At 67.5% G+C, this 21,186-nt stretch carries 22 protein-coding genes; 12 read left to right on the top strand and 10 right to left on the bottom strand.

All coding sequences use genetic code 11. The features are described from left to right. Position 1 precedes the first annotated feature (1 nt). Positions 2–1,009 (bottom strand): L-glyceraldehyde 3-phosphate reductase, encoded by a 1,008-nt coding sequence (mgrA, locus tag G539_RS0117940; RefSeq protein WP_029076422.1) that lies wholly within the window; start codon positions 1,007–1,009, stop codon positions 2–4. 258 nt (positions 1,010–1,267) lie between these two features. Between mgrA and G539_RS0117945 the strand changes: the two genes are divergently transcribed. Then, positions 1,268–2,035 (top strand): glucose 1-dehydrogenase, encoded by a 768-nt coding sequence (locus tag G539_RS0117945; RefSeq protein ID WP_029076423.1) that lies wholly within the window; start codon positions 1,268–1,270, stop codon positions 2,033–2,035. A 466-nt stretch (positions 2,036–2,501) separates the two neighbouring features. Here the strand turns inward: G539_RS0117945 and G539_RS0117950 are convergent, their stop codons facing one another. Further along, entirely contained in the window at positions 2,502–4,139 is a 1,638-nt protein-coding gene (locus G539_RS0117950; protein WP_029076424.1) for a Na+/H+ antiporter, read from the bottom strand. 204 nt (positions 4,140–4,343) lie between these two features. Here G539_RS0117950 and G539_RS0117955 point away from each other — a divergent pair, with 204 nt between their 5' ends. Then, the gene (locus G539_RS0117955; protein WP_029076425.1) at positions 4,344–4,727 is read left to right on the top strand and encodes a YciI family protein; all 384 of its coding nucleotides are present in this window, start codon (positions 4,344–4,346) and stop codon (positions 4,725–4,727) included. A gap of 29 nt (positions 4,728–4,756) precedes the next feature. After that, the gene (locus G539_RS0117960) at positions 4,757–5,155 is read left to right on the top strand and encodes a hypothetical protein (RefSeq protein ID WP_029076426.1); all 399 of its coding nucleotides are present in this window, start codon (positions 4,757–4,759) and stop codon (positions 5,153–5,155) included. A gap of 61 nt (positions 5,156–5,216) precedes the next feature. On the opposite strand, the gene G539_RS0117965 is transcribed toward G539_RS0117960, so the two are convergent. The 3 genes from G539_RS0117965 to G539_RS0117975 form a co-directional block, all read right to left on the bottom strand. Beyond that, positions 5,217–5,978, bottom strand: a complete 762-nt coding sequence (locus G539_RS0117965; protein WP_029076427.1) for an ABC transporter permease — start codon at positions 5,976–5,978, stop codon at positions 5,217–5,219. After that, positions 5,975–6,901: an ABC transporter ATP-binding protein gene (locus G539_RS0117970; RefSeq protein ID WP_029076428.1), complete on the bottom strand. Its 927-nt coding sequence runs from the start codon at positions 6,899–6,901 to the stop codon at positions 5,975–5,977. Before G539_RS0117970 ends, G539_RS0117965 begins: the two co-directional genes overlap by 4 nt. Positions 6,902–6,967: 66 nt before the next feature. Next, positions 6,968–7,507 (bottom strand): HPP family protein, encoded by a 540-nt coding sequence (locus tag G539_RS0117975; protein WP_029076429.1) that lies wholly within the window; start codon positions 7,505–7,507, stop codon positions 6,968–6,970. A 286-nt stretch (positions 7,508–7,793) separates the two neighbouring features. Between G539_RS0117975 and G539_RS0117980 the strand changes: the two genes are divergently transcribed. Beyond that, complete coding sequence (locus G539_RS0117980) at positions 7,794–8,240, top strand: hypothetical protein (protein WP_029076430.1); 447 nt, start codon at positions 7,794–7,796, stop codon at positions 8,238–8,240. Between the two features lie 25 nt (positions 8,241–8,265). Here G539_RS0117980 and G539_RS0117985 read toward each other — a convergent pair whose 3' ends face one another. Further along, complete coding sequence (locus G539_RS0117985) at positions 8,266–9,294, bottom strand: L-idonate 5-dehydrogenase (protein WP_029076431.1); 1,029 nt, start codon at positions 9,292–9,294, stop codon at positions 8,266–8,268. 80 nt (positions 9,295–9,374) lie between these two features. Next, entirely contained in the window at positions 9,375–9,788 is a 414-nt protein-coding gene (locus G539_RS0117990) for a GFA family protein (protein ID WP_029076432.1), read from the bottom strand. 181 nt (positions 9,789–9,969) lie between these two features. On the opposite strand from G539_RS0117990, the gene G539_RS0117995 reads away from it, so the two are divergent. The 5 genes from G539_RS0117995 (at position 9,970) to G539_RS0118015 (ending at position 15,997) form a co-directional block, all read left to right on the top strand. Beyond that, the gene (locus G539_RS0117995) at positions 9,970–10,752 is read left to right on the top strand and encodes an SDR family oxidoreductase (protein WP_210162827.1); all 783 of its coding nucleotides are present in this window, start codon (positions 9,970–9,972) and stop codon (positions 10,750–10,752) included. A 202-nt stretch (positions 10,753–10,954) separates the two neighbouring features. Then, on the top strand, positions 10,955–12,448 hold the full coding sequence (locus G539_RS0118000; protein ID WP_029076434.1) for a sugar ABC transporter ATP-binding protein: 1,494 nt from the start codon (positions 10,955–10,957) through the stop codon (positions 12,446–12,448). A gap of 11 nt (positions 12,449–12,459) precedes the next feature. Then, positions 12,460–13,509, top strand: coding sequence for an ABC transporter permease (locus G539_RS0118005; protein ID WP_029076435.1), 1,050 nt, complete (start codon positions 12,460–12,462; stop codon positions 13,507–13,509). A 29-nt stretch (positions 13,510–13,538) separates the two neighbouring features. Further along, entirely contained in the window at positions 13,539–14,648 is a 1,110-nt protein-coding gene (locus tag G539_RS0118010; RefSeq protein ID WP_029076436.1) for a substrate-binding domain-containing protein, read from the top strand. Positions 14,649–14,998: 350 nt separating this feature from the next. Next, on the top strand, positions 14,999–15,997 hold the full coding sequence (locus G539_RS0118015) for a LacI family DNA-binding transcriptional regulator (protein WP_029076437.1): 999 nt from the start codon (positions 14,999–15,001) through the stop codon (positions 15,995–15,997). Positions 15,998–16,073: 76 nt separating this feature from the next. Here the strand turns inward: G539_RS0118015 and rhaM are convergent, their stop codons facing one another. Next, the gene (gene rhaM / locus G539_RS0118020; RefSeq protein ID WP_029076438.1) at positions 16,074–16,388 is read right to left on the bottom strand and encodes an L-rhamnose mutarotase; all 315 of its coding nucleotides are present in this window, start codon (positions 16,386–16,388) and stop codon (positions 16,074–16,076) included. 55 nt (positions 16,389–16,443) lie between these two features. Continuing rightward, a complete protein-coding gene (locus G539_RS0118025) occupies positions 16,444–17,835 on the bottom strand; it encodes an FAD-binding oxidoreductase (RefSeq protein ID WP_029076439.1) in 1,392 nt (463 codons plus the stop codon). Positions 17,836–18,341: 506 nt separating this feature from the next. On the opposite strand from G539_RS0118025, the gene G539_RS25355 reads away from it, so the two are divergent. Beyond that, positions 18,342–19,034: a GntR family transcriptional regulator gene (locus G539_RS25355; protein WP_084640058.1), complete on the top strand. Its 693-nt coding sequence runs from the start codon at positions 18,342–18,344 to the stop codon at positions 19,032–19,034. Between the two features lie 63 nt (positions 19,035–19,097). Here G539_RS25355 and G539_RS0118040 read toward each other — a convergent pair whose 3' ends face one another. Further along, positions 19,098–19,535, bottom strand: a complete 438-nt coding sequence (locus G539_RS0118040) for an acetyltransferase (RefSeq protein WP_029076440.1) — start codon at positions 19,533–19,535, stop codon at positions 19,098–19,100. 248 nt (positions 19,536–19,783) lie between these two features. Here G539_RS0118040 and G539_RS0118045 point away from each other — a divergent pair, with 248 nt between their 5' ends. Further along, positions 19,784–20,581 carry a potassium channel family protein gene (locus G539_RS0118045; protein ID WP_029076441.1) on the top strand — a complete coding sequence of 266 codons (798 nt, stop codon included), beginning with the start codon at positions 19,784–19,786 and terminating at the stop codon, positions 20,579–20,581. A gap of 49 nt (positions 20,582–20,630) precedes the next feature. Then, complete coding sequence (locus tag G539_RS0118050; RefSeq protein ID WP_029076442.1) at positions 20,631–21,182, top strand: methylated-DNA--[protein]-cysteine S-methyltransferase; 552 nt, start codon at positions 20,631–20,633, stop codon at positions 21,180–21,182. Positions 21,183–21,186: the final 4 nt, after the last annotated feature.

Consider the following 21,186-nt stretch of genomic DNA (forward strand, 5'->3'; position numbering starts at 1 on the left):
TTCAGACCTTCAGCATGCCGTCGATCGCCAGCTGGTCGATCGCCGCCAGCTCGTCGGCGGTGAAAGTCGCCTTCGCCAGGCTCGCCACGGCATCCTCGACCTGCGCCACCTTGGAGGCGCCGATCAGCGCCGAGGTCATGCGCGGATCGCGCAGCACCCAGGAAAGCGCCATCTGCGCCAGCGTCTGGCCACGCGCCCTGGCGATCTCGTTCAGGCCGCGCACGCGATCCAGGTTCTCGGCCGAGAGCGCGCTCTTGCGCAGCGCCTGCGAATGGGTGACGCGGCTGTCGGCCGGGATGCCGTCGAGATAGCGGTCCGACAGCACGCCCTGCTCCAGCGGCGAGAACATGATGCAGCCCATCCCCTCGGTCTCCAGCGTGTCGAGCAGCTTGTCCTTCTCGGTCCAGCGATCGAGCATGGAATAGCGCGGCTGGTGGATGACGAGCGGCGTGCCGAGCGCGCGGGCGATCGCCGCCGCCTCGGCCGTCTTGGCCGACGAGTAGCTGGAAATGCCGACATAGAGCGCCTTGCCCTGGCGCACGATGGAATCGAGCGCGCCGATCGTCTCCTCCAGCGGTGTCTCCGGATCGAAGCGGTGCGAATAGAAGATGTCGACATAGTCGAGCTTCGTCCGCTTCAGGCTCTGCTCGAGGCTGGCGATCAGATATTTGCGGCTGCCCCATTCGCCATAGGGCCCCGGCCACATCAGATAGCCGGCCTTGGACGAGATGATCATCTCGTCGCGATAGGGCTTGAAATCGCCCGTCGTCATCGTGCCGAAGAATTCTTCCGCCGCGCCGGGCGGCGGGCCGTAATTGTTGGCGAGGTCGAAATGGGTGATGCCGAGGTCGAAGGCGCGATGGCACATCGCCCGCATCGTCTCGACCTTGCCGTCATATCCGAAATTGTGCCAAAGGCCGAGCGAGATGGCCGGCAGCTTCAGGCCCGTGCGGCCGACACGGTTGTACTTCATCGCGTCATAGCGATCGGTGGCGGCGACATAGACCATGGCGGTTCCTGGCTGCTTGGGGCGACGGGAGTCCGGACCGGGGATAGGGCCGCGTCGAACCCGAAAAATCGTCAAATGATGTGACAATTCTGAGCCCATGCGGCATGCTCGTCAAGCGCGGGCGCCGGCATTCGCAGCGAGCGCACCGGCCTGCCCGCCTGCCCCTTCATCCGAGCTTCGCCTTGCGCCTTCGTTGGGGCGCCGCGAGGTTCGCGAACCAACACTGCCGGCGGATGCTCCGCCGATCGGGAGGAAACCATGAGCACCAAGCTCTTCGACCTGACGGGCCGTGTCGCCCTCGTCACCGGCTCCAGCCGCGGCATCGGCCTCGCCATCGCGCGCGGGCTCGCCGAGGCCGGCGCGACCGTCGTGCTGAACGGCCGCGACGCCGGCACGCTGGAAACCGCCGTGTCCGGATTGCGCGCCGACGGCCTCAACGCGTCGGCTTCCGCGTTCGACGTCTGCGACGTCGAGGCGGTGGCGAAGGCGGTCGACGCGATCGAGCGCGACATCGGCCCGGTCGACATCCTGGTCAACAATGCCGGCACGCAGAAGCGCCTGCCGCTGGAGGAGTTCACGCTCGAGCAGTGGCGCGAGGTGCTGGCGACCAATGTCGACGCCGCCTTCGTCGTCGGCCAGGCCGTCGCGCGACACATGATCCCCCGCAAGCGCGGCAAGATCATCAACATCTGCTCGGTGACCAGCGAGCTCGGCCGCGCGACGATCACGCCCTATTCGACCTCGAAGGGTGCGATCAAGATGATGACCAAGAGCATGTGCGCCGAATGGGCGAAGCACGGCCTGAACATCAACGGCATCGGTCCCGGCTGGTTCAAGACCGAGCTCAACAAGGCGCTGGTCGAGAACCCCGACTTCCACGTCTGGCTGGCGCAGCGCGCGCCGATGGGCCGCTGGGGCGACACGCCGGAACTTGCCGGCGCCGCGATCTTCCTCGCCTCCGACGCGTCGAGCTACGTCAACGGCCACATCCTCTATGTCGACGGCGGCGTGACCGCGGTCGTCTGAGGCGATCTTCGCTGCCCACGACCTTACGACGGAACCCTCACGGAGCGCTTCACGACGATCGTCATGCAGCGCTCCGTGCCCAACCTCCTGAGTGTCTGGCCCGTAATTGGACAAGGCCCGCCACGCCGCCTTCCCTTCACCTCTCCCTGAGGGAGAGGTCGGAGCGAAGCTCCGGTGAGGGTTTAGGAAACCATCCGGTGAGGCCGTAAACCCTCACCCGCCGGCCTTCGGCCGTCGACCTCTCCCTCAGGGAGAGGTGAAAGTAGAGTGTCCCCTGCATTTCGGGCCAGACACTGAGGAGGCTTGCGCGAGCCAAGCCGTCTCGAAGGACGCACCGCTTCTGGGCTGCAGCCGGGGACCGCTCTGCGTGCTTCGAGACGGCCCTTCGGGCCTCCTCAGCATGTTGAGGACACGTCGTCCAGCGGCACCGGCAGGATCTCAGTGCCCCTACCGTCCGGCGCCGACCTCACCCCTCGTAGCGGGCCTCCATCAGGTCGAGCTCCCGCACCAGCTTGCGCGCCGTCTCGCTGCCGATCTTGCGACCGCGCAGGAGCTTGAAGATGGTGATCCGCTCCGCCTTGAGCGCCGCGATCACCATGCGGGATTCGATCGCCTCGACCTGACGGGCCAGGGCGACTTCCTCGTCAGCGCGGGAACCGACGTCGATGCGCGTGCGATAATGGTCCATCACCCTCGCCGCGGCGGCGACGTAGATGTCGGCGTCCGGCCGCCCCTCGGCGAGATCGTGCTGGACCCGCTCGATCTCGGCGATGGCGGCTTCGGCGGCGGCGATCCGGGCCCGGTCCTCCTCGGCCTGGTGCGACGGCTCGGGCGGCACGCCAAGCCCGTTCAACAGCAGCGGCAGGCCGATGCTGGCGGCAACGAGCGACAGGATGATCACCCCCATGGCGAGGAAGATCGCGAGGTCGCGCGCCGGGAACGGCGTGCCGTCGGCGAGGAAGAGCGGCAAGGTCAGCACGCCGGCGAGCGTGATGGCGCCGCGCACGCCGGCGAGCGACATCGCCGCCAGCATCCGCCAGCTCGGCCGAGAGATCGAGACGCCCCGCCGTCGCGCCCGGAACAGGCTGAGATCGAGCGCGATCCAGACCCAGGCGAAACGCACCGCGGCGAGCGCGAAATTGATGGCGAGCACGTAGATCAGCAGCCAGCCCGGCTCATGATGGCCGGTCATGCGCACCGTCTCGACGGCGCTGCGCAGGATACCGGGCAGCTGCTCGCCGAGCAGCACGAAGATGGTGCCGTTGGCCGCGAACTGGATCATGTCCCAGACATTGTTGCGGCGGACGCGCGTCGTCGCCAGCGCCTGGCCGGATGCCTCGCCGAAGCTCATGGTCACGCCGGCCGCGACGGCGGCGAGAATGCCCGAACACTCCAGATGCTCGGCCAGCAGATAGGCCGCGAAGGGGGTCAGGACGCTGATCAGGATCTGTGAGGCGCTCTCCTCGCCATAGTGGCGGGCGATCCAGTTCTTGGCCGTGTTGATGCTCCAGGTGACGACGAAGCCGACGCCCAGGCCGCCGGCCGCCACCCAGACGAAATCGAGCATCGCCTCGGAGAGCGAGAACGTCCCGGTCAGCGCGGCGGCAACCGCGAAGCGCAGGCAGACGAGGCCGGAAGCGTCATTGAGCAGCGCCTCGCCCTCGAGGATGTGCATCATCCGCTTCGGGATCGGCACGCGCGCGGCAATGGCGGAGACGGCGATCGGATCGGTCGGCGAGACCACCGCGGCGAGCGCGAAGGCGACGGCGAGCGGCATGGCCGGGATCAGCAGGTTGATGAAGAGCCCGACGCCGAGCACGGTGATGACGACGAGGCCGAGCGCCAGCGCGAGAATCGTCTTCCGGTCCCGCATCAGCCCCTCTTTCGGGATCCGCCAGCCATCGAGGAACAGGAGCGGCGGCAGGAAGAGCAGGAAGAATATCTCGGGATTGAGCGTCACGCGGAAATCCGCGATCAGACCGATCGCCCCGCCGATGGCGATCTGCAGCAGCGGGCGCGGAATCGGCAGCGGCAGCATGCGGGAGAGGAAGCTGCTCAGCACGACGGCGAGCAGGAGGATGAGAACGATGGCAATCGTGTCCACTTGCCGGGAATCCTGTACGGGCTTGTGGCGGACCAGTGGTGGCCGAGGGAGGCGCTTAGAAGACTGAGGCAGTTCGACTTTTTCGCGACGATCCCGGCGTCTCCGGCGAAGCGCAGCGAATTATTTCGCCCGCGGCGCCAATTTTTTGCGGCGGACGCCCTGACGCAGGGGCATAGTCGGCCGCTTCGAAGCAAGGAGGCTTCCATGCTCTATGCGATCATCTGCTACCACGACGAGAAGGTCGTCGGCAGCTGGACGAAGGAGGAGGACGACGCCGTCATGGCGCGCCTGCACAAGGTGCATGATCGGCTCGCCCGCAACGGACAGCTCGGCCCCACGGCGCGCCTGAGCCCGACCCGGACCGCCACGACCTACCTGAAGGACCAGGGCCGGGTCATCGACGGCCCCTATGCCGAGATCAAGGAACAGCTGCTCGGCTTCTACACCGTCGACGTCGCCGATCGCGACGAAGCGCTGCAGATCGCGCGTGACCTGACCGAGGCCAATCCCGGCGGCGCCTATGAACTGCGGCCGATCTCGCTGTTCCTGCCGGGGGACCTCGCGCCCGCCACGGCTGAGACGGCCTGACCGCCCGCCCCCCGGAACGGAGCCACCCGATGACGACCGACTGGAACCAGATCCGCGCCATGATGAACGCGGCGATCGACGCCTGCGAGCGGATCGAGGCGACCGGCTTCGCGCCGGCCGATCGCGACGCGGCCATCACCGTGAACGGCCAGCCGGTCAGCGCCGGCGACATCCTGGCGAGCGCCTGGACCTATCCGGAGAACCTGCGCTACGCGATCCTCCGCGCCCGGCACGACGCCGGCGCGGACCTCGCCTACCGGCCGGAGACGGCGCGCATCCTGATCGCCATGGCGGAGGCCGCCGCCGAGCTGATCGGCGCGGGCGCGTCGCGCCCGGCCGAGCAGGAAGTCGACGGCATGATCGACTGGTTCCGCGACCATGCCGCGCCCGGCTTCGAGCGCGCGATTGCCGCCCGGCGCGAGGCCTAGAGCGTTTTCAAGCGAAGTGGATGCCGGTTCGCGCGAAGAAAACGCGACAAAGCAAGGAAGCCTAGTTCTTCAGGCGATAGCCCGTCCTGAAGATCCAGGTGACGATGGCAAGGCAGATGAAGAGAAACACCAGCGTCATCGACAGGCTGATGCCGATGTTCACATCCGCCGTGCCGAAAAAGCTCCAGCGGAAGCCGCTGACCAGGTAGACGACCGGGTTGAACAGCGCGACCGTCTGCCAGACCGGCGGCAGCATGTTGATCGAGTAGAAGCTGCCGCCCAGGAAGGTCAGCGGCGTCACGATCAACAGTGGCACCAGCTGCAGCTTCTCGAAGCCGTCGGCCCAGATCCCGATGATGAAGCCGAACAGGCTGAAGGTGACGGCGGTCAGCACGAGGAAGAGCAGCATCCAGACCGGATGCTGGATCTCGATCTCGACGAACAACCCGGCGGTCGCCAGGATGATCAGCGCCAGGATGATCGACTTGGTCGCCGCCGCGCCGACATAGCCGGTGACGATCTCGACGGGCGAGACCGGCGCCGACAGCACCTCGTAGATCGTGCCGGTGAATTTCGGGAAATAGATCGCGAAGGAAGCGTTCGAGATGCTCTGCGTCAGGAGCGTCAGCATGATCAGGCCCGGCACGATGAACGAGCCGTAGCTGACGCCGTCGATCTCCTGCATGCGCGAGCCGATCGCCGCGCCGAAGACGATGAAATAGAGCGAGGTGGACAGGACCGGCGCGACGATGCTCTGCAGCAGCGTGCGGCCGGTGCGCGCCATCTCGAAGAGATAGATCGCGCGGATGGCGTGGATGTTCATGTCCGCTCACTCACCAGGCTGACGAAGATCTCCTCGAGCGAGCGCTGGCTCGTCTGCAGATCCTTGTAGTGGATGCCGGCCGCGCCGAGGGCCTTGAGCAGGTCGGCGATGCCCTTCTGCTCGGCGTCGGCGTCATAGCTGTAGACGAGCTCGTCGCCCGCCCCGTCCAGCTTCAGCCCATAGGACTCGAGCCCGGCGGGGAGCGCGTCGATCGGCTCCTGCAATTGCAGGGTCAGCTGCTTCTTGCCGAGCTTGCGCATCAGCTCGGCCTTTTCCTCGACCAGGATGATCTGGCCGCGATGGATGACGCCGATCCGGTCGGCCATCTCCTCGGCTTCCTCGATGTAGTGCGTCGTCAGGATGATGGTGACGCCGCTCTGCCGCAGCTGCCGCACCACCTCCCACATGTCGCGCCGGAGCTCGACGTCGACGCCGGCGGTCGGCTCGTCGAGGAACAGGATGTCCGGCTCGTGCGACAACGCCTTGGCGATCATGACGCGCCGCTTCATGCCGCCCGAAAGCGTGCGCAGCTTCGAGTCCTTCTTGTCCCAGAGCGACAGCTCGCGCAGGATCTTCTCGATATGGGCCGGATTGGCCGGCTTGCCGAACAGGCCGCGGCTGAACGTGACCGTCGCCCAGACGGTCTCGAACGCATCGGTCGTCAGCTCCTGCGGCACCAGGCCGATCCGCGACCGGGCCGCCTTGTATTCGGCCACGACGTCGTGGCCGTCGGCGAGCACGCGCCCCCGCGACGGATTGACGAGGCCGCAGATGATGCTGATCAGCGTGGTCTTGCCGGCGCCGTTCGGGCCCAGCAGCGCAAAGATCTCGCCCCGGCGGATATCGAGGCTGACGTCCTTCAGCGCCTCGAAGCCCGACGCATAGACCTTCGAGAGATTCGCGACGGAAATGATGTTTTGCATGATCCCGACAATAGCCGAGCCGGATGGCGTTTCGGGCGGGATTTATGCAACAGCGCGGCCGAATTGTCAGCGGCCGCCGGTTTCCTTCGCCGCTTCGGCGTTCGGCGGGCGCTTCGGATATTCGAACCGCGGCGGCAGCCAGTGATGCAACGAGGCGACGCCGACCAGCCCGATGCTGCCGCCGATCACGACGCCGAGCAGCGTGCCGCCCTGGATCGTCGAGGTCGCCGCGAGAATGGGAATCGCGCCGGCCGGCGGATGGGTGATGCGCAGCATCGACATCAGCGCAATGGCGAGGCCAACGCCGATGGCGGCCGCGACCCAGGCGCCGGGAAACAGCATCAGGAGCAGCAGAGTCACGATCGTCGCGACGAAATAGCCGCCGACGACATTGACCGGCTGGGCCAGCGGGCTGGCCGGATGGCCGAACAGCAGCACGGCCGAGGCGCCAAACGGCGCGATCAGGAAGGGCTGGTGCGTCGTCACCGCGAGCGCGCCGACCGCCCCGATGCCGACGGCGCCGCCGAGGCCCGACTTCAGATGCGATACGAGATCGCCGCTGGCGGCTTCATGGCGGGTGACGAAATGCTTGAGGCGACGGGGCATTCTGCTGCTGGAACCGCTGGCTACGGGCACCCCGTTGCGATGGGGCCCGATCTTCTACGCGAGGCCGCGCCGAAAAACGAGCAATCCCAATCCAGAAATCGGCGAAACGGCAGAAAAACCCAACCGACCGTGTCCGGAACGCACCTGTCCGGACGCGCCGAAGGGGCTCCGGCCCAGGGGAAAGACTCTGGAAAGCTTGAACGGGTAGTCTCGCTGCCCGGCGGAGCGGAGCTTCGGCCACTCCCGCGCCGGACGGGGTTCTGACGATGGGTTATACCGGGCGATCATGCGCTGGCGCGTTCTGCGAATTCTCTTTCTGATCTACGTGGCCTGGGGCGTCTTCGCACTGCTCCTGGTGCCGCTCTCCGCGCTCGGAATCATCGCCACGAACCCGCTCGCCGCCGTCCTGGCGCTCGTGCTCGGCCTGCCCTGGAGCGTGCTGCTGACCTGGTGGATCGACACCTCGATCGGCTTCTTCAATTTCCTGCTGCTGATCGTGGCAATCGCGATCAACGCCGCCATCCTGCGCTTCATCGCCCGCCGTCCCCGCCCCGTCCCCGAGCCGGAAGAGGACGACGAAGAGGCCTTCGAAGACGACGAGGATGCCGACGCCCCGCACGCCATCCCTCCGCACGACGACGACGTGACGGACGAGGACGACGAAGGCTGGGACTACTGGCACGAGCAGAACGGCGGCGAGCCGCCGCCGCAAAACGACAGGCGCCGCCGCTAGGGCATATCGGGTCGGCTGCCCAGCCTCAGAACGCCAGCTGCACCTTCATCGCGCGCTTGCGATCGCCGGCCGTCTCGAACGCCTCGACGGCGTCGGCGATGCCGTAACTGCCGGTCAGAAGCGGCCGCAGATCGACCTTGCGCTGGTCGATCAGCCTGACCGCGAGCGGGAACTCCTCGTGGAAGCGGAACGAGCCAGTGAGCGCGATCTCCTTGGCGACGACGACGTTCTGCGGCAGGGACATCTCGCCGCCGAGGCCGACCTGGACGATGGTGCCGCGCGGCCGCACCACTTCGAGGCCGGAGCGCAGCGCGCGCTCGTTGCCGGAGCATTCGAACATCACGCCTACCGTGCCCTTGTCGACGCCGAGCGCCGCCAGCGCCTCGGGCTCGTTGGCCGTGTTGATGGTGCGGTCGGCGCCGAGCTCGCGCGCATAGGCGAGCGGCTCGTCGACCACATCGGTGACGATGATCTCGGCCGCGCCGTGGAAGCGGGCCGCCGCGACGGTCAGCGCGCCGATCGGGCCGCAGCCGGTGATCAGCACGCGCTTGCCGAGCAGCGACGGCGCGCGCGACAGCGCATGCAGCGTCACGGCGAAGGGCTCGGCCATGGCGAGCTCCGCGACCGAGGCCGTCCCGGCCTTCTCGCACTGCACCGCGTCACAGACGAGCATCTCGCGGAAGGCGCCCTGGATGTGCGGCATCGGCATGGCGCTGCCGTAGAAGCGCATGTTCAGGCACTGGTTCGGCAGGCCTTCCAGGCAATAGCGGCAGGCGCGGCAGGGGCGCGACGGGTTGACGGCGACGCGGTCGCCCGGCTTCAGACCCGTGACGTCAGAACCGACTGCGGCGATCGTGCCGGCGACCTCGTGGCCGAGGATCATCGGCTCGCGCAGCCGCACCGTGCCGAAGCCGCCATGATGGTAGTAATGCAGGTCGGAGCCGCAGATGCCGCCGGCCTCGATCCGGACCGTGACCTCGCCCGGCCCCATCGCGCCAGGCTCGCGCTCCTCGATCCTGAGATCATGGGCGGCATGGATGACGACAGCGCGCATGGACGTTTCTCCCGGATTTTTGTTATCGATATCACGATGTGGACGCAAGGCAAGGCGGGCCGCCCCGCCCACGCCGGAAATCACGTCGTCTCATCCGCCTCCGGCTCGACCGCTCCGGTATCGAGATGCCACCAGCCCGGCCGGCGATCGACGAAGGAATGCGCCCTCGGCCGCAGCGCCGCCTGATCCGGCTGGTCGAATCCACCGATCAGCAACTCGATCGTCGGCGCGTCATCGATGGCCCCGATCGAACTTCCGCATCTGGGGCAGAACGCCCGGCTGGTGATGTCAGACGAGCGGAAGGTCGCGGGCGCGCCGCCCGGCCCATTCCAGCGCACCCTGTCGCGCGGAAACGCCGCCCAGACCGTCGTCGGGGCGCCGGTGTGCCGCTGGCACTGCCGGCAGGAACAGGTATGCGGGTTGTCGGCCGGGCCGATCGCCTCATAACGGATCCAGCCGCAGAGGCATCCGCCACCATAGATCGTTTCTGTCACGCCTTCTCCCAGCTTGCTGTAGCCATGCGGGTCGCCGCCCTCTCCATGGCGCGCCCGCGTCCGGTTCGGACGTCGCCCTTGTACAGCCGGCGGCGTCGAACGCCAGCGCAACGCGGCCGCAGGCGCCCGCTTGACACCCTGATGTTATCGATACCCAATCCGCCTACCCATCACCAACAGCATGATTTCAGGGAGTGAGCGCGTGAACCTGTTCGATCTCAGCGGGCGACTGGCCCTCGTCACCGGCGCCAGCAAGGGCATCGGCTACGCGATCGCGGACGCGCTCGCCTCGGCCGGCGCCCGCATCGTGCTCAACGCCCGCGACGAGGCCCGGCTCGAGGAGGCGCGCGCGACCCTCGCCGCCAAGGGCTACGACGTCCACACCGCCGCCTTCGACGTGACCGACCCCGATGCGGTGACCGCTGGCGTCGAGAAGATCGAAGCCGAGATCGGACCGATCGACATCCTCGTCAACAATGCCGGCATGCAGCACCGCACGCCGCTGCAGGATTTCCCGCTCGAGGCCTGGCGCAAGATCACCGCAACCAACATCGACAGCGTCTATCTGGTCGGCCAGGCGGTCGGCCGGCGGATGATCCCGCGCGGGCGCGGCAAGATCATCAATGTCGGCTCCGTGCAGAGCGAGATGGCGCGGCCCGGCATCGCCCCCTACACGGCGACCAAGGGCGCGGTGAAGATGCTGACCAAGGGCATGGCGACCGACTGGGCCCGCTACGGCATCCAGGTCAACGGCATCGGTCCCGGCTATTTCAGGACCGAGCTGAACGCCGCGCTGGTCGCCGACGAGACGTTTTCGGCCTGGCTCGCCAACCGCACGCCGGCCGGCCGCTGGGGCGACGTCCAGGAACTGGCGGGCGCCGCGATCTTCCTCGCCTCCGATGCGTCGAGCTTCGTCAACGGCCACATCCTCTATGTCGACGGCGGCATCACCGCCAGCCTCTGACGCCAGGGCCGGCGCGGCCTCGCCGCGCCGGCTCCCACACCGCTCCTCATGCGCCCCCAGAGGCGGCCCCACTTGCCGGCCCACTTGCCGCGACGCCATCCCGGCTTGACTTAACGTCATCTGTTATCGATAACAATATCAACCGGACAAAGAGCCGGATCGGGAACGAAACGCGGTGCCGTCCGCATCCGGGAGGATGAAAATGGCAGACGGGGGAACCCTGCGCTTCGACGATGTCGCCAAGGCTTTCGGCGGCACGCGGGCGCTGAAGGGCGTGAGCTTCGAGGTGGCGCGCGGCGAGGTCGTGGCGCTGCTCGGCGAGAACGGCGCCGGCAAGTCGACGCTGATCAAGATCCTCGGCGGCATTTTCCGCGCCGACAGCGGCCACGTCACCATCGGCGGCGAGCCCTATCGCCACCGGGCGCAGGCGCGCGGCGAGCGCCAGAAGGTCGCCTTCATCCATCAGGATCTCGGCCTTGTCGAATGGATGACGGTCGCCGAGAACATGGGCCTTGCGCAGGGCTTCTCCGGACGCGGCCTGATCGACTGGCGCTCGACCGAGCAGCGCGCCGCGACGGCGCTGGAGTTGGTCGGCTGCGACATCGACCCGACGACGCGCGTGCACAGCCTGAGTCGCACGGAGAAATCACTGGTCGCGATCGCCCGCGCACTCGTCGTCGATTGCGATTTCCTCGTGCTGGACGAGCCGACGGCGAGCCTTCCCGCCGACGAGGTCGAGCGCCTGTTCGAGGCGATCCGCCGGCTACGCGCCCGCGGCGTCGGCATGATCTATGTCTCGCACCGGCTCGACGAGATCTTCCGCATCGCCGACCGCGTCGTCGTCATGCGCGACGGCAACAAGGTCGGCGAGAAGCCCGTCTCCGAGACCACGCCCGACGAACTGGTCAGCCTGATCGTCGGCTCGACGACGCTCGAACTGTTCAAGAAGGCCGAACTCGGCTCCGGCAAGATGCGCGTCGCGGTCAAGGGGCTGGAGACGTCGTCGGCCGGCCCCGTCACCTTCAACATCCGCCAGGGCGAACTGCTCGGGCTCGTCGGCCTGCGCGGCGCCGGCCAGGAGGAGATCGGCCGCGCCCTGTTCGGCGCCCTGCCCCATCGCGGCAGCGTCCTCATCGACGGCGCGGCGCCCGATCTTTCGAACCCGCGCTCAGCGCTCCGTTCCGGCATCGGGCTGATGGCGCGCGACCGCACCGAGGAATCCGTCGCCTTCTCGCTCAGCGTCCGCGAGAACGCCTTCCTCAATCCCGCCGCGATCGGGCGCGGCCTGCTCTCCTATCTGTCGCCACGCGCCGAGGCCCGCATGGCCGAGGAACTCGGCGCCTCGGTCGGCCTCCGGCCGAACGATCCCGACCTGCCGATCGAAGGCCTTTCCGGCGGCAACCAGCAGAAGGTCGTGGTCGGCCGCTGGCTCGCCACCAATCGCCGCCTGCTGATCGCCGAGGACCCGACCGCCGGCGTCGACGTCGGCGCCAAGGCGGAGATCTACCGCCTGATCGCCCAGGCGCTCGAACACGGCCTCGCCGTGCTCGTCGTCTCCACCGACTTCGAGGAGATCGCCCATATCTGCCACCGGGCGCTCGTCTTCAACCGCGGCCGGATCCTCACCGAACTCTCGGGATCCGCCCTCACCACCGAATCCGTGATCACCGCGGCCTCCGCGTCGGAAGCAGCCTAGGAACAGCGCCCATGTCCATGAACTCCGTCCGTTCCGACGCGCTCGAGCCGACCCGCGGCGAGCTGAAGAACGCCTCGCTCGGCGAACGCATCCGCCGCCGCATTCCCGTCTACGGCCTGCCGATCCTGATGGTGCTCCTGATCATCATCTTCTCGGTCGCGCTGCCGCAGACCTTCCCGACCATGCTGAACCTGCGCTCGATCATCTCCGACAAGGCGATCATCGCGCTGCTCTCGCTCGCCGCGATGATCCCGATGGCGGCCGGCAAGATCGACCTGACGGTCGGCTACGGCATCGTGCTCTGGCACATCCTGGCGATCAGCCTGCAGACCATCCTCGGCATCCCGTGGCCGCTCGCCGTTCTGATCGTCATCATCCTCGGCGCCGGCGTCGGCCTGCTGAACGGCCTGCTGGTCGAGGTGGCGCGCATCGACAGTTTCATCGCGACGCTCGGCACCGGCACCGTGCTCTACGCCATCGCGCTCTGGCACACGGGCGGCCGCCAGGTGGTGGCGCAGCTGCCGCAGGGCTTCCTGGCGCTGAACGGGACGATGGTCTTCGGCCTGCCGATCACCGGCTACTACGTGATCGCGCTCGCCATCGTCATGTGGCTGATCCTCGAGCACCTGCCGGTCGGCCGCTATCTCTACGCGATCGGCGCCAACCCGAAGGCGGCGGCGCTGAACGGCATTCCCGTGCAGCGCTACACCATGGGCGCCTTCATCGCCTCTGGCGCGCTCACCGCCGTCGCCGGCGTGCTGCTCGCCTCGAAGCTCCGCATCGGCCAGGCCAGCGTCGGCCTCGAATATCTGCTCCCCGCCCTCGTCGGCGCCTTCCTCGGCTCGACGACGATCAAGCCCGGCCGCGTCAATGTCTGGGGCACGCTCGCCGGCGTCGCCATCCTCGCCGTCGGTATCGCCGGCATCCAGCAGTTCGGCGGCTCGTTCTGGGTCGAGCCGATGTTCAACGGCGTCACCCTGCTGATCGCGATCGGCATCGCCGGCTACGCACAGCGCCGCCGCGGCGCCAGCAACAAGACATTCAAGAAGGCGGGCCCCTGAGAGACCTGCCGCAACACGGAGGGACGACCATGAAGTCACGCAATCTGCTGCTGGCGGCCGCCAGCGCCGTCACGCTGATGGCCATGCCGGCCATCGCCCAGGCCGACGCCTTTGTCGACGAGGCCAAGGCGATCGTCGCCAAGGCATCGAACCGGGCCGACAAATGGGACGGCCCGACCACCGGCCCGAAGGCGGCCGGCAAGAAGACCATCGTCTATGTCGCCGGCGACATGCGCAATGGCGGCATTCTCGGCGTCGCGCAGGGCGCCAAGGAAGCGGCCGAGGCGATCGGCTGGACCTATCGCGAGATCGACGGCCAGGGCACCGTCTCCGGCCAGTCGGCCGCGCTCAGCCAGGCGATCGCGCTGAAGCCGGACGCCATCATTGTCGGCGGCAGCGACGCGGTCGAGCAGAAGGCCGGCCTCGAGGGCGCCGCCAAGGAAGGCATCCTCATGGTCGGCTGGCATTCCGGCCCCGTCCCCGGCCCGCTCGAAGGCACGCCGATCTTCGCCAACGTCACCACCGACGCGATGGAAGTCGCCAAGGTCGCGGCGATGAAGGCGGTCGCCGATTCCGACGGCAAGGCCGGCGTGGTCGTCTTCGCGGATTCGACCTATGCCATCGCCATCGCCAAGGGCCGCGCGATGGAGGAATGGATCAAGAAGTGCGCCGGCTGCACGGTCGTGTCGTTCCAGGACACGCCGCTCGCCGACGTTTCCACCCGCATCCCGCAGCTGACGACGACGCTCTTGCAGCAGAACGGCGCCAAGTGGACCCATTCGCTGGCGATCAACGATCTCTACTACGACTTCATGCCGCCGGCGCTGCAGGCGGCCGGCATCGCCGGTGACGGCGACCCGCAGAACATCTCGGCCGGCGACGGCTCGGAATCGGCCTTCCAGCGCATCCGCGCCAAGGACCATCAGGCCGCGACCGTTCCCGAGCCGCTCGCCATGCAGGGCTGGCAGCTGATCGACGAGCTGAACCGCGCCTTCGCCGGCGAGAAGTGGTCGGGCTACGTGCCGGGCGTCCACCTGGTGACGCCTGATAACATCGCCTTTGACGGCGGCCCGAAGAACATCTTCGACCCCGACAACGGCTATCGCGACGCCTACAAGAAGATCTGGGGCGTCAACTGAGCCTCTGAACATCGGATCGATGGCGGCCACTCGGCCGCCATCCTTCACCGGGCCGCCCCGCGGCTCTGGCACTCCGGGCCCGGCTGCGCTAGAGCGTCTCATCATTTCATGGAAACGATGAAACGCTCTAACCCCTTGTTTGATCGCATTTTCTTCACGCGAACCGGTATCCACTTCGCTCGAGAATGCTCTAGCGACGCCGCTCCGGCCCGAACTCGCATGATGACGACTGGCCTCTTTTCACTTCCACCGGAGACGCGCGCCGCGCGTCCAGGCAACAGGTAGAGAGAATGGCGACCGTCCCCCCCGGACGTCCGGACAAGAGCCCGATTTCAAGAAGCCAGCCGACCATGGCTGACGTGGCGGAGCGCGCCGGCGTTTCCACCATGACCGTGTCGCGGGCCCTGAAGAAGGGCAGCCCGATCTCCGAGGAGACGCGGCAGCGGATCCTGCAGGCGATCGATGAGCTCGGCTATGTGCTCGACCAGTCGGCCGGCGCGCTCTCCTCCAAGCGCTCGGGCTTCGTGGCCACCCTCATCCCCTCGGTCAACAACTCGAATTTCTCCGACACGGTGCGCGGCATCACCGAGGCGCTCGAGGGCAGCGACCTGCAATTGCTGCTCGGCCACACCGACTATCTCGTCGAAAAGGAAGAGACGCTGCTCGAATCGATGCTGACGCGCCGGCCGGAGGGGATCATCGTCACCGGCGGCTCGCACAGCCCGCGCGCGCGCCGCCTGCTCGAGGCCGTCGGCATTCCGGTGATCGAGACCTGGGACCTGCCCGCCAATCCGATCGAGCACGTCGTCGGCTTCTCGAACGCGGCGGCGATCCACGCGCTGGTGCACGACCTGCATGCGCGCGGCTATCGCAACATCGGCTTCATCGGCGGCACCAGCAACCGCGACACGCGCGGCGCCGACCGCAAGCTCGGCTATGCGCAGGCGATCGCCGAGCTCGGCCTGCAACAGCCGCGCGTGATCTCCTTCGGCAGCCCGCCCATCTCGATGTCGCAGGGCGCGGAAGCGATCGTCCAGCTGGTCACGCAATGGCCGGAAGTGGACGCCGCGATCTGCGTCTCCGACCTCTCCGCCTTCGGCGCGCTGATGGAATGCCATCGCCGTGGCTGGGCCGTTCCGGGCCGCATCGCGATCGCCGGCTTCGGCGATTTCGAGGTGGCGCGCTGCGCCCATCCCCGGATCACGACCGTCTCCGTCGATGCGCAGGAGATCGGACGCGCGGCGGGCAAGCTGCTGCTGCGCGCCATCGCCGCCCGGCGCGACGACTGGGCTATCCCGCGCGAGACGATGATCATGCCGTTCAAGGTGATCCAGCGCGAAAGCACGTGACCGGGCCGAGGCCCGGTCACGCAATCGAGATCCGGGACGCATCGCAGGCGCTCCCCTGGCGATGCGCCGTCCGGCCTCAATCCATATGGAAGACTTCCTCGAGCGGGATCATCACCGGCGTGCCGTCGGGGTTCGTGTCCATGATGTCGCCCATATGGGCGAACCACTTCTGCATCAGCGGCTGGGCGTTCAGCTCGTCGGCGCGGGCGCCTTCCGCGATGTGATTGATCGCGAACAGGATGTTCGTCTCCTCGTCGAGGAAGATCGAGTAGTCGCGCGCGCCGTGCACGGCGAGAAGCTCGCGCAGCTCCGGCCAGATCTCGTCATGGCGCTTCTTGTACTCGGCGCCACAGCCGGGCTTCATGCGCATCTTGAAACCGATCCGCTTCATTCCTGTCTCCCTTCGATGGCGGCCACGCCGGGCCGCTTTGTCGGATGGGTCGCGATCAATCGAAGATCGCGCCGGGGTTCATCAGGTTGGCCGGGTCGAAGCCCGTCTTGAGGGTACGAAGCAGATCGAGCTGCGTTGCCGAAATCCGCGCGGCGAAGGCGTGGTGCTTGCGGCGGCCGATGCCATGCTCGGCGCTGATCGAGCCGTCGAAACGGTCGACCACCGCGAACAGCGCCGCCTCGCTCGCCTTGATCATCTCCTGGCGCGCGTCGCCCTGGAGATCGTCGGGCGGCACCACGACGAAATGCAGATTGCCGTCGCCGATATGGCCGTAGGTCAGCACGATGCCGCCCGCCGCCGTGACCGCGAGTTCCGCCTCGACCGCTTCGATGAAGGCCGCGACCGCCGAGATCGGCACCGAGACATCGCTGCGCAGATGACTGCCATGGCGGACCTGCGCCTCGACCACCGCCTCGCGGATCGCCCAGATCTTCTGCGCCTGGGTGGCGCTGGAGGCACGCACGCCGTCGAGGATTATCTCCGCCTCGAAGGCGGTCTCGACGAAGCCGCCGACCAGCGCCTCGAGATCGAGCGGCCCGCTCGACGCCGCCTCGAGCAGCACGTAGTGCGGCGCCGCCGTGTCGAGCGGGTTGACGATGTCGGGCATGGTCATCGCCATGGCGACGCTCTTGTCCGAGATCAGCTCGAAGGCGGACAGGAGATCGGCGAGCTCGCGCCGCGCTGCGGCGAACAGGCGGATCGCGGCCTCTGCGGATTCGACCGCCAGGAACAGCGTCTCGACACGGCTCGGCTTGGGGAAGAGCTTCAGCGTTGCCGCCGTGACGATGCCGAGCGTGCCTTCCGAGCCGATAAACAGCTGCTTCAGGTCGTAGCCGGTATTGTCCTTGCGCAGCTTCTTCAGCCCGTTCCAGACGCGGCCGTCCGGCAGCACCACCTCGAGCCCGAGCACGAGGTCGCGCATCATGCCGTAGCGCAGCACGTTGATGCCGCCGGCATTGGTCGCGACATTGCCGCCGATCTGGCAGCTGCCCTTGGCGCCGAGCGACAGCGGGAACAGGAGATCCTCCGCCGCGACGGCCTCGTGCAGCGCTTCCAGCACGCAGCCGGCCTCGACGACGACGCTGAAGTTCAGCGGATCGATCTCGCGGATGGCGTTCATCCGCTCCAGGCTGACGATGGCGTGCGGCCCGTCGGTGCGCGCCGCAGCGCCCTCGACGAGACCGGTATGGCCCCCTTGCGGGACCATCGCGATGCCGTTCGCCGCGCAATGACGGACCAGCGCGACGACCTCGTCGACGGTCCGCGGCCGCGCGATGAAGGACGGGTTGCCGTCGGCCTCGCCCGACCAGTCGCGGATGTAGTGTGATCCGCGATCGATGTCGCGGATGAGGATGGCTTCATCCAGCTCGGCCTCGGCCTTGCCCATTTCATGCATTCCTTCGGGAGGGGAGCCCGCCCAATTTCAGAGGAAGGACCGGCCCTCGCAGGCGTCCTCGAAGCGTGTGGCGAGGTTTTCCGCCGCCCGGTAGCGGCGCATCGTGCAGGTCGGATTGACGGTCACTCGCCCGAATAGTGATATCTCAGATATTTTAAAATTGACGGTGTGGCAATCCCTCACTAGGAGGAAAGGGCACGCACCGATGATGGTCGCACAATCGTCGTGGCGTCAGTCGCCACGGCGATCGTGGTGGCGCGCCTGCAAGAATGGTCGATCCGGCCAGCGCGGCGCGCGGACAGCGATACATGGTCATGACGGGACGACGATGCGATTGAGGATAAGCGGCACTCGGGCGCCCGGCGCGGTGCCACCGGGCTTCCGGGACGCGCGGGCTTGTGCCATGCCATGGACGGTTCGTTGGAAAATGACCGATCCGCCGATCGCCCGGCTTGGCTCGGACCCGAGCCGCCGCCCAGGAGGGGAGCAGCCGTTTCATGACCGCACAGCTTGACCGTCCGAAATCCCTGACCGCGATGGCCTTCGAGCGCCTGCTCGAGAGCATCACCCATGGCGAGATCGCCTATGGCACGATGTTGAGCGAGAAGGCCGTCGCCGAGACCTTCGGCACCAGCAAGACGCCGATCCGCGAGGCGTTCTTCCAGCTGCAGTCGCTCGGCCTCGTCGAGATCCGCCCGCAGAAGGGCTGCTTCGTCCCCTATCCCACCATCGAGCAGGTACGCGAGCTCTGCGAACTGCGCATCGAGCTCGAATCCTACGCGCTGCGGCTCTCGATGGAGCGCGGCGCCAAGAAGCTCCTCAAGGCCGTGACCCGGACGCTCGGCCAGATGGAGGAGATGCGCGACCAGTATCGGTTCGAGACCTATCACCGCCTCGATCAGGATTTTCACAAGGCGTTCTTCATCGCCTGCGGCAATGCCCTGCTCGAAGAAGTCTATGGCGCGATCGACCCGCGCATCCAGGCGCTGCGCGCCAATTTCTCGTCCCCGAACGAGACCTTGTTCGACGTCTCCAAATCCGAGCACCAGGCGATCGTCGACGCCATCGCCCGCGAGGACCTGGCGAGCGCGACGCAGACGATCCGCGACCACATCAGCCGCGTCCGCGACATCTATTCGGAAGGCATCACCAAGCTGAAGCAATCGGACCCGACGCTGGCGGCGCACTAGGCGATGCCTTCCTCGAGTTCGACACCGAAGGGTCGCCGAGACCGAGGCCCGGGGGGCGTCCGGTCAGCTCGAATGTTCCAGATGGATCAGCGGATACGGCCGGCCCTGTCCGTCGATCGGCGAGCGGCCGGTGCGGCGGAATCCCATTCGTTCATAGAAGCGAACGGCCTGATCGTTCTGCTCGTTGACGTCGGTCGTCATTCCCGGATGAAGCGCGAGGCCGTGGCGCACGAGCGCTGCCCCGACGCCGGTTCCGCGCTGCGCGGGATCGACGAAAAGCGCCTCCATATGGCCGCCGTCGATCAGCATGAAGCCGAGCGGATCGTCATCGGCGTCGACCGCCAGCCAGAGCGGGGCCTGGGGAAGGAAGCCGCACACCAACGCGTCGATGGCGATGCGATCCTCAGGCGTCAGAAAATCGTGCGTGGCGTCGACGGCGCCTCGCCAGATTTCGATGATGCGGTCGCCCTCGCCCGGGCGGGACATTCGGATCCTGGTCATGGCGTCCGCATACAGTGATTTGGCGCGGTGGGTAAGACCGTCGCGGCAAGGGCGTGGCCACGGCCGACGCGGCCCCGGGCCTGTCATGAGCCGACAGGTTCGGACCGACGTCGGTTTCGCGGGGCCGTCTCCTTGGGATGCCCATTCGACGGCGCGCCTTGAAGCCGGCCGGCCGGGCACATCCCGTTCCGGTAGGTCCTGCGCCCGAAGCGTGCTATGGCGTCGCGGTTCAGACCAAACGGGCCCTGATGACTGCGGAATCGAAGAACCCAGCCGACAACCGCCTTTCGCGACTGCGACGGCGGCTCCACTTCCTGTATCACAGCCGGGCGCGGCCGGCCCGGATCTTCCAGGCCTGCGTCATCGTCGTCGACCTCGCCATCATCGCCTTCTTCGTCGCGACGCCGGTGCTGCGCGACGCGGCCGCCTTTCTCTGGCTGGACTATGCCGTCGCCATCATCCTGGCGGCCGACATCGTCGCCCGCGCGCTGTCGGAGCCGAGGATCCTGGCCTGGCTGAAACAGCCGACCGTCATCGTCGACATCTTCATCCTGGCGACGCTGCTCTTTCCCCATTCGCTGGCCAATCTCGGCTTCCTGCGCATCCTCAGGCTCTGGTCGCTGTCGCGCAGCGGGCAGCTCTGGCGGCCGATCCGCTCCAACCGCTTCGCGCGCTGGGAGCAGCCGCTCGGCGCCGTGCTCAACCTCGTCACCTTCCTGCTCGTCGCCACCGGCTTCATCTACACCTTCTTCTTCCGCCACAATCCCGGCATCGACGGCTACATCGACGCCCTCTACTTCACCGTGGCGACGGTGACGACGACCGGCTTCGGCGACATCACGCTGGCCGGCCCCTGGGGCAAACTGACGTCGATCGTGACGATGATCTGCGGCATCTCGCTGTTCGTCCGCCTCGCCCAGGCCATCGTCCGCCCCAGCAAGGTCTACCACCCCTGCCCGCGCTGCGCGCTGCAATGGCACGACCAGGACGCCGTGCACTGCAAGGCCTGCGGCCAGATCCTGGCCATTCCCGACGAGGGCACATGAGCCCGGCGGAGCCGCTGGCGACGTTCCCGTTTTGTGCTAACATTCGGGCATGAGCACACAAGGCCTCGCCCTGTTCGACACGCCGATCGGCCGCTGCGGCATCAGCTGGAGCGCGCGCGGTATCACCGGGCTGCAGTTTCCGGGCGACAACGCCGAGGCGACGCGTTCGGAGCTGGCGCGCCGCTTTCCGGAAGCGCGCGACATCGAGCCGCCGGCCTTCGTCACGACGGCGATCGCGGCCATCATCGCCCTGCTCGAAGGCGCCGACGACGACCTGACCAGCATCCCGCTCGATCCCGACCACATCCCGCCGTTCAACCAGCGCGTCTATGACGTAACGCGCGCCATCCCGCCCGGCGAGACGCTGACCTATGGCGAGGTGGCGGCGGCGATCGGCGAGCCGGGCGCGGCGCGCGCCGTTGGCCGCGCGCTCGGCGAGAACCCCTATCCCATCCTCATCCCCTGCCACCGCGTGCTGGCGGCGGGCGGCAAGATGGGCGGTTTCTCCGGCACAGGCGGCATCGCCACCAAGCGCCGGATCCTGGCCATCGAAAGCCGCGCCAAGCTCGACGCGCTGCCGCTTTTCAAGGCCGGCGGCTGACGCG

The sequence above is a fragment of the Kaistia adipata DSM 17808 genome (assembly GCF_000423225.1).
Taxonomy (GTDB): domain Bacteria; phylum Pseudomonadota; class Alphaproteobacteria; order Rhizobiales; family Kaistiaceae; genus Kaistia; species Kaistia adipata.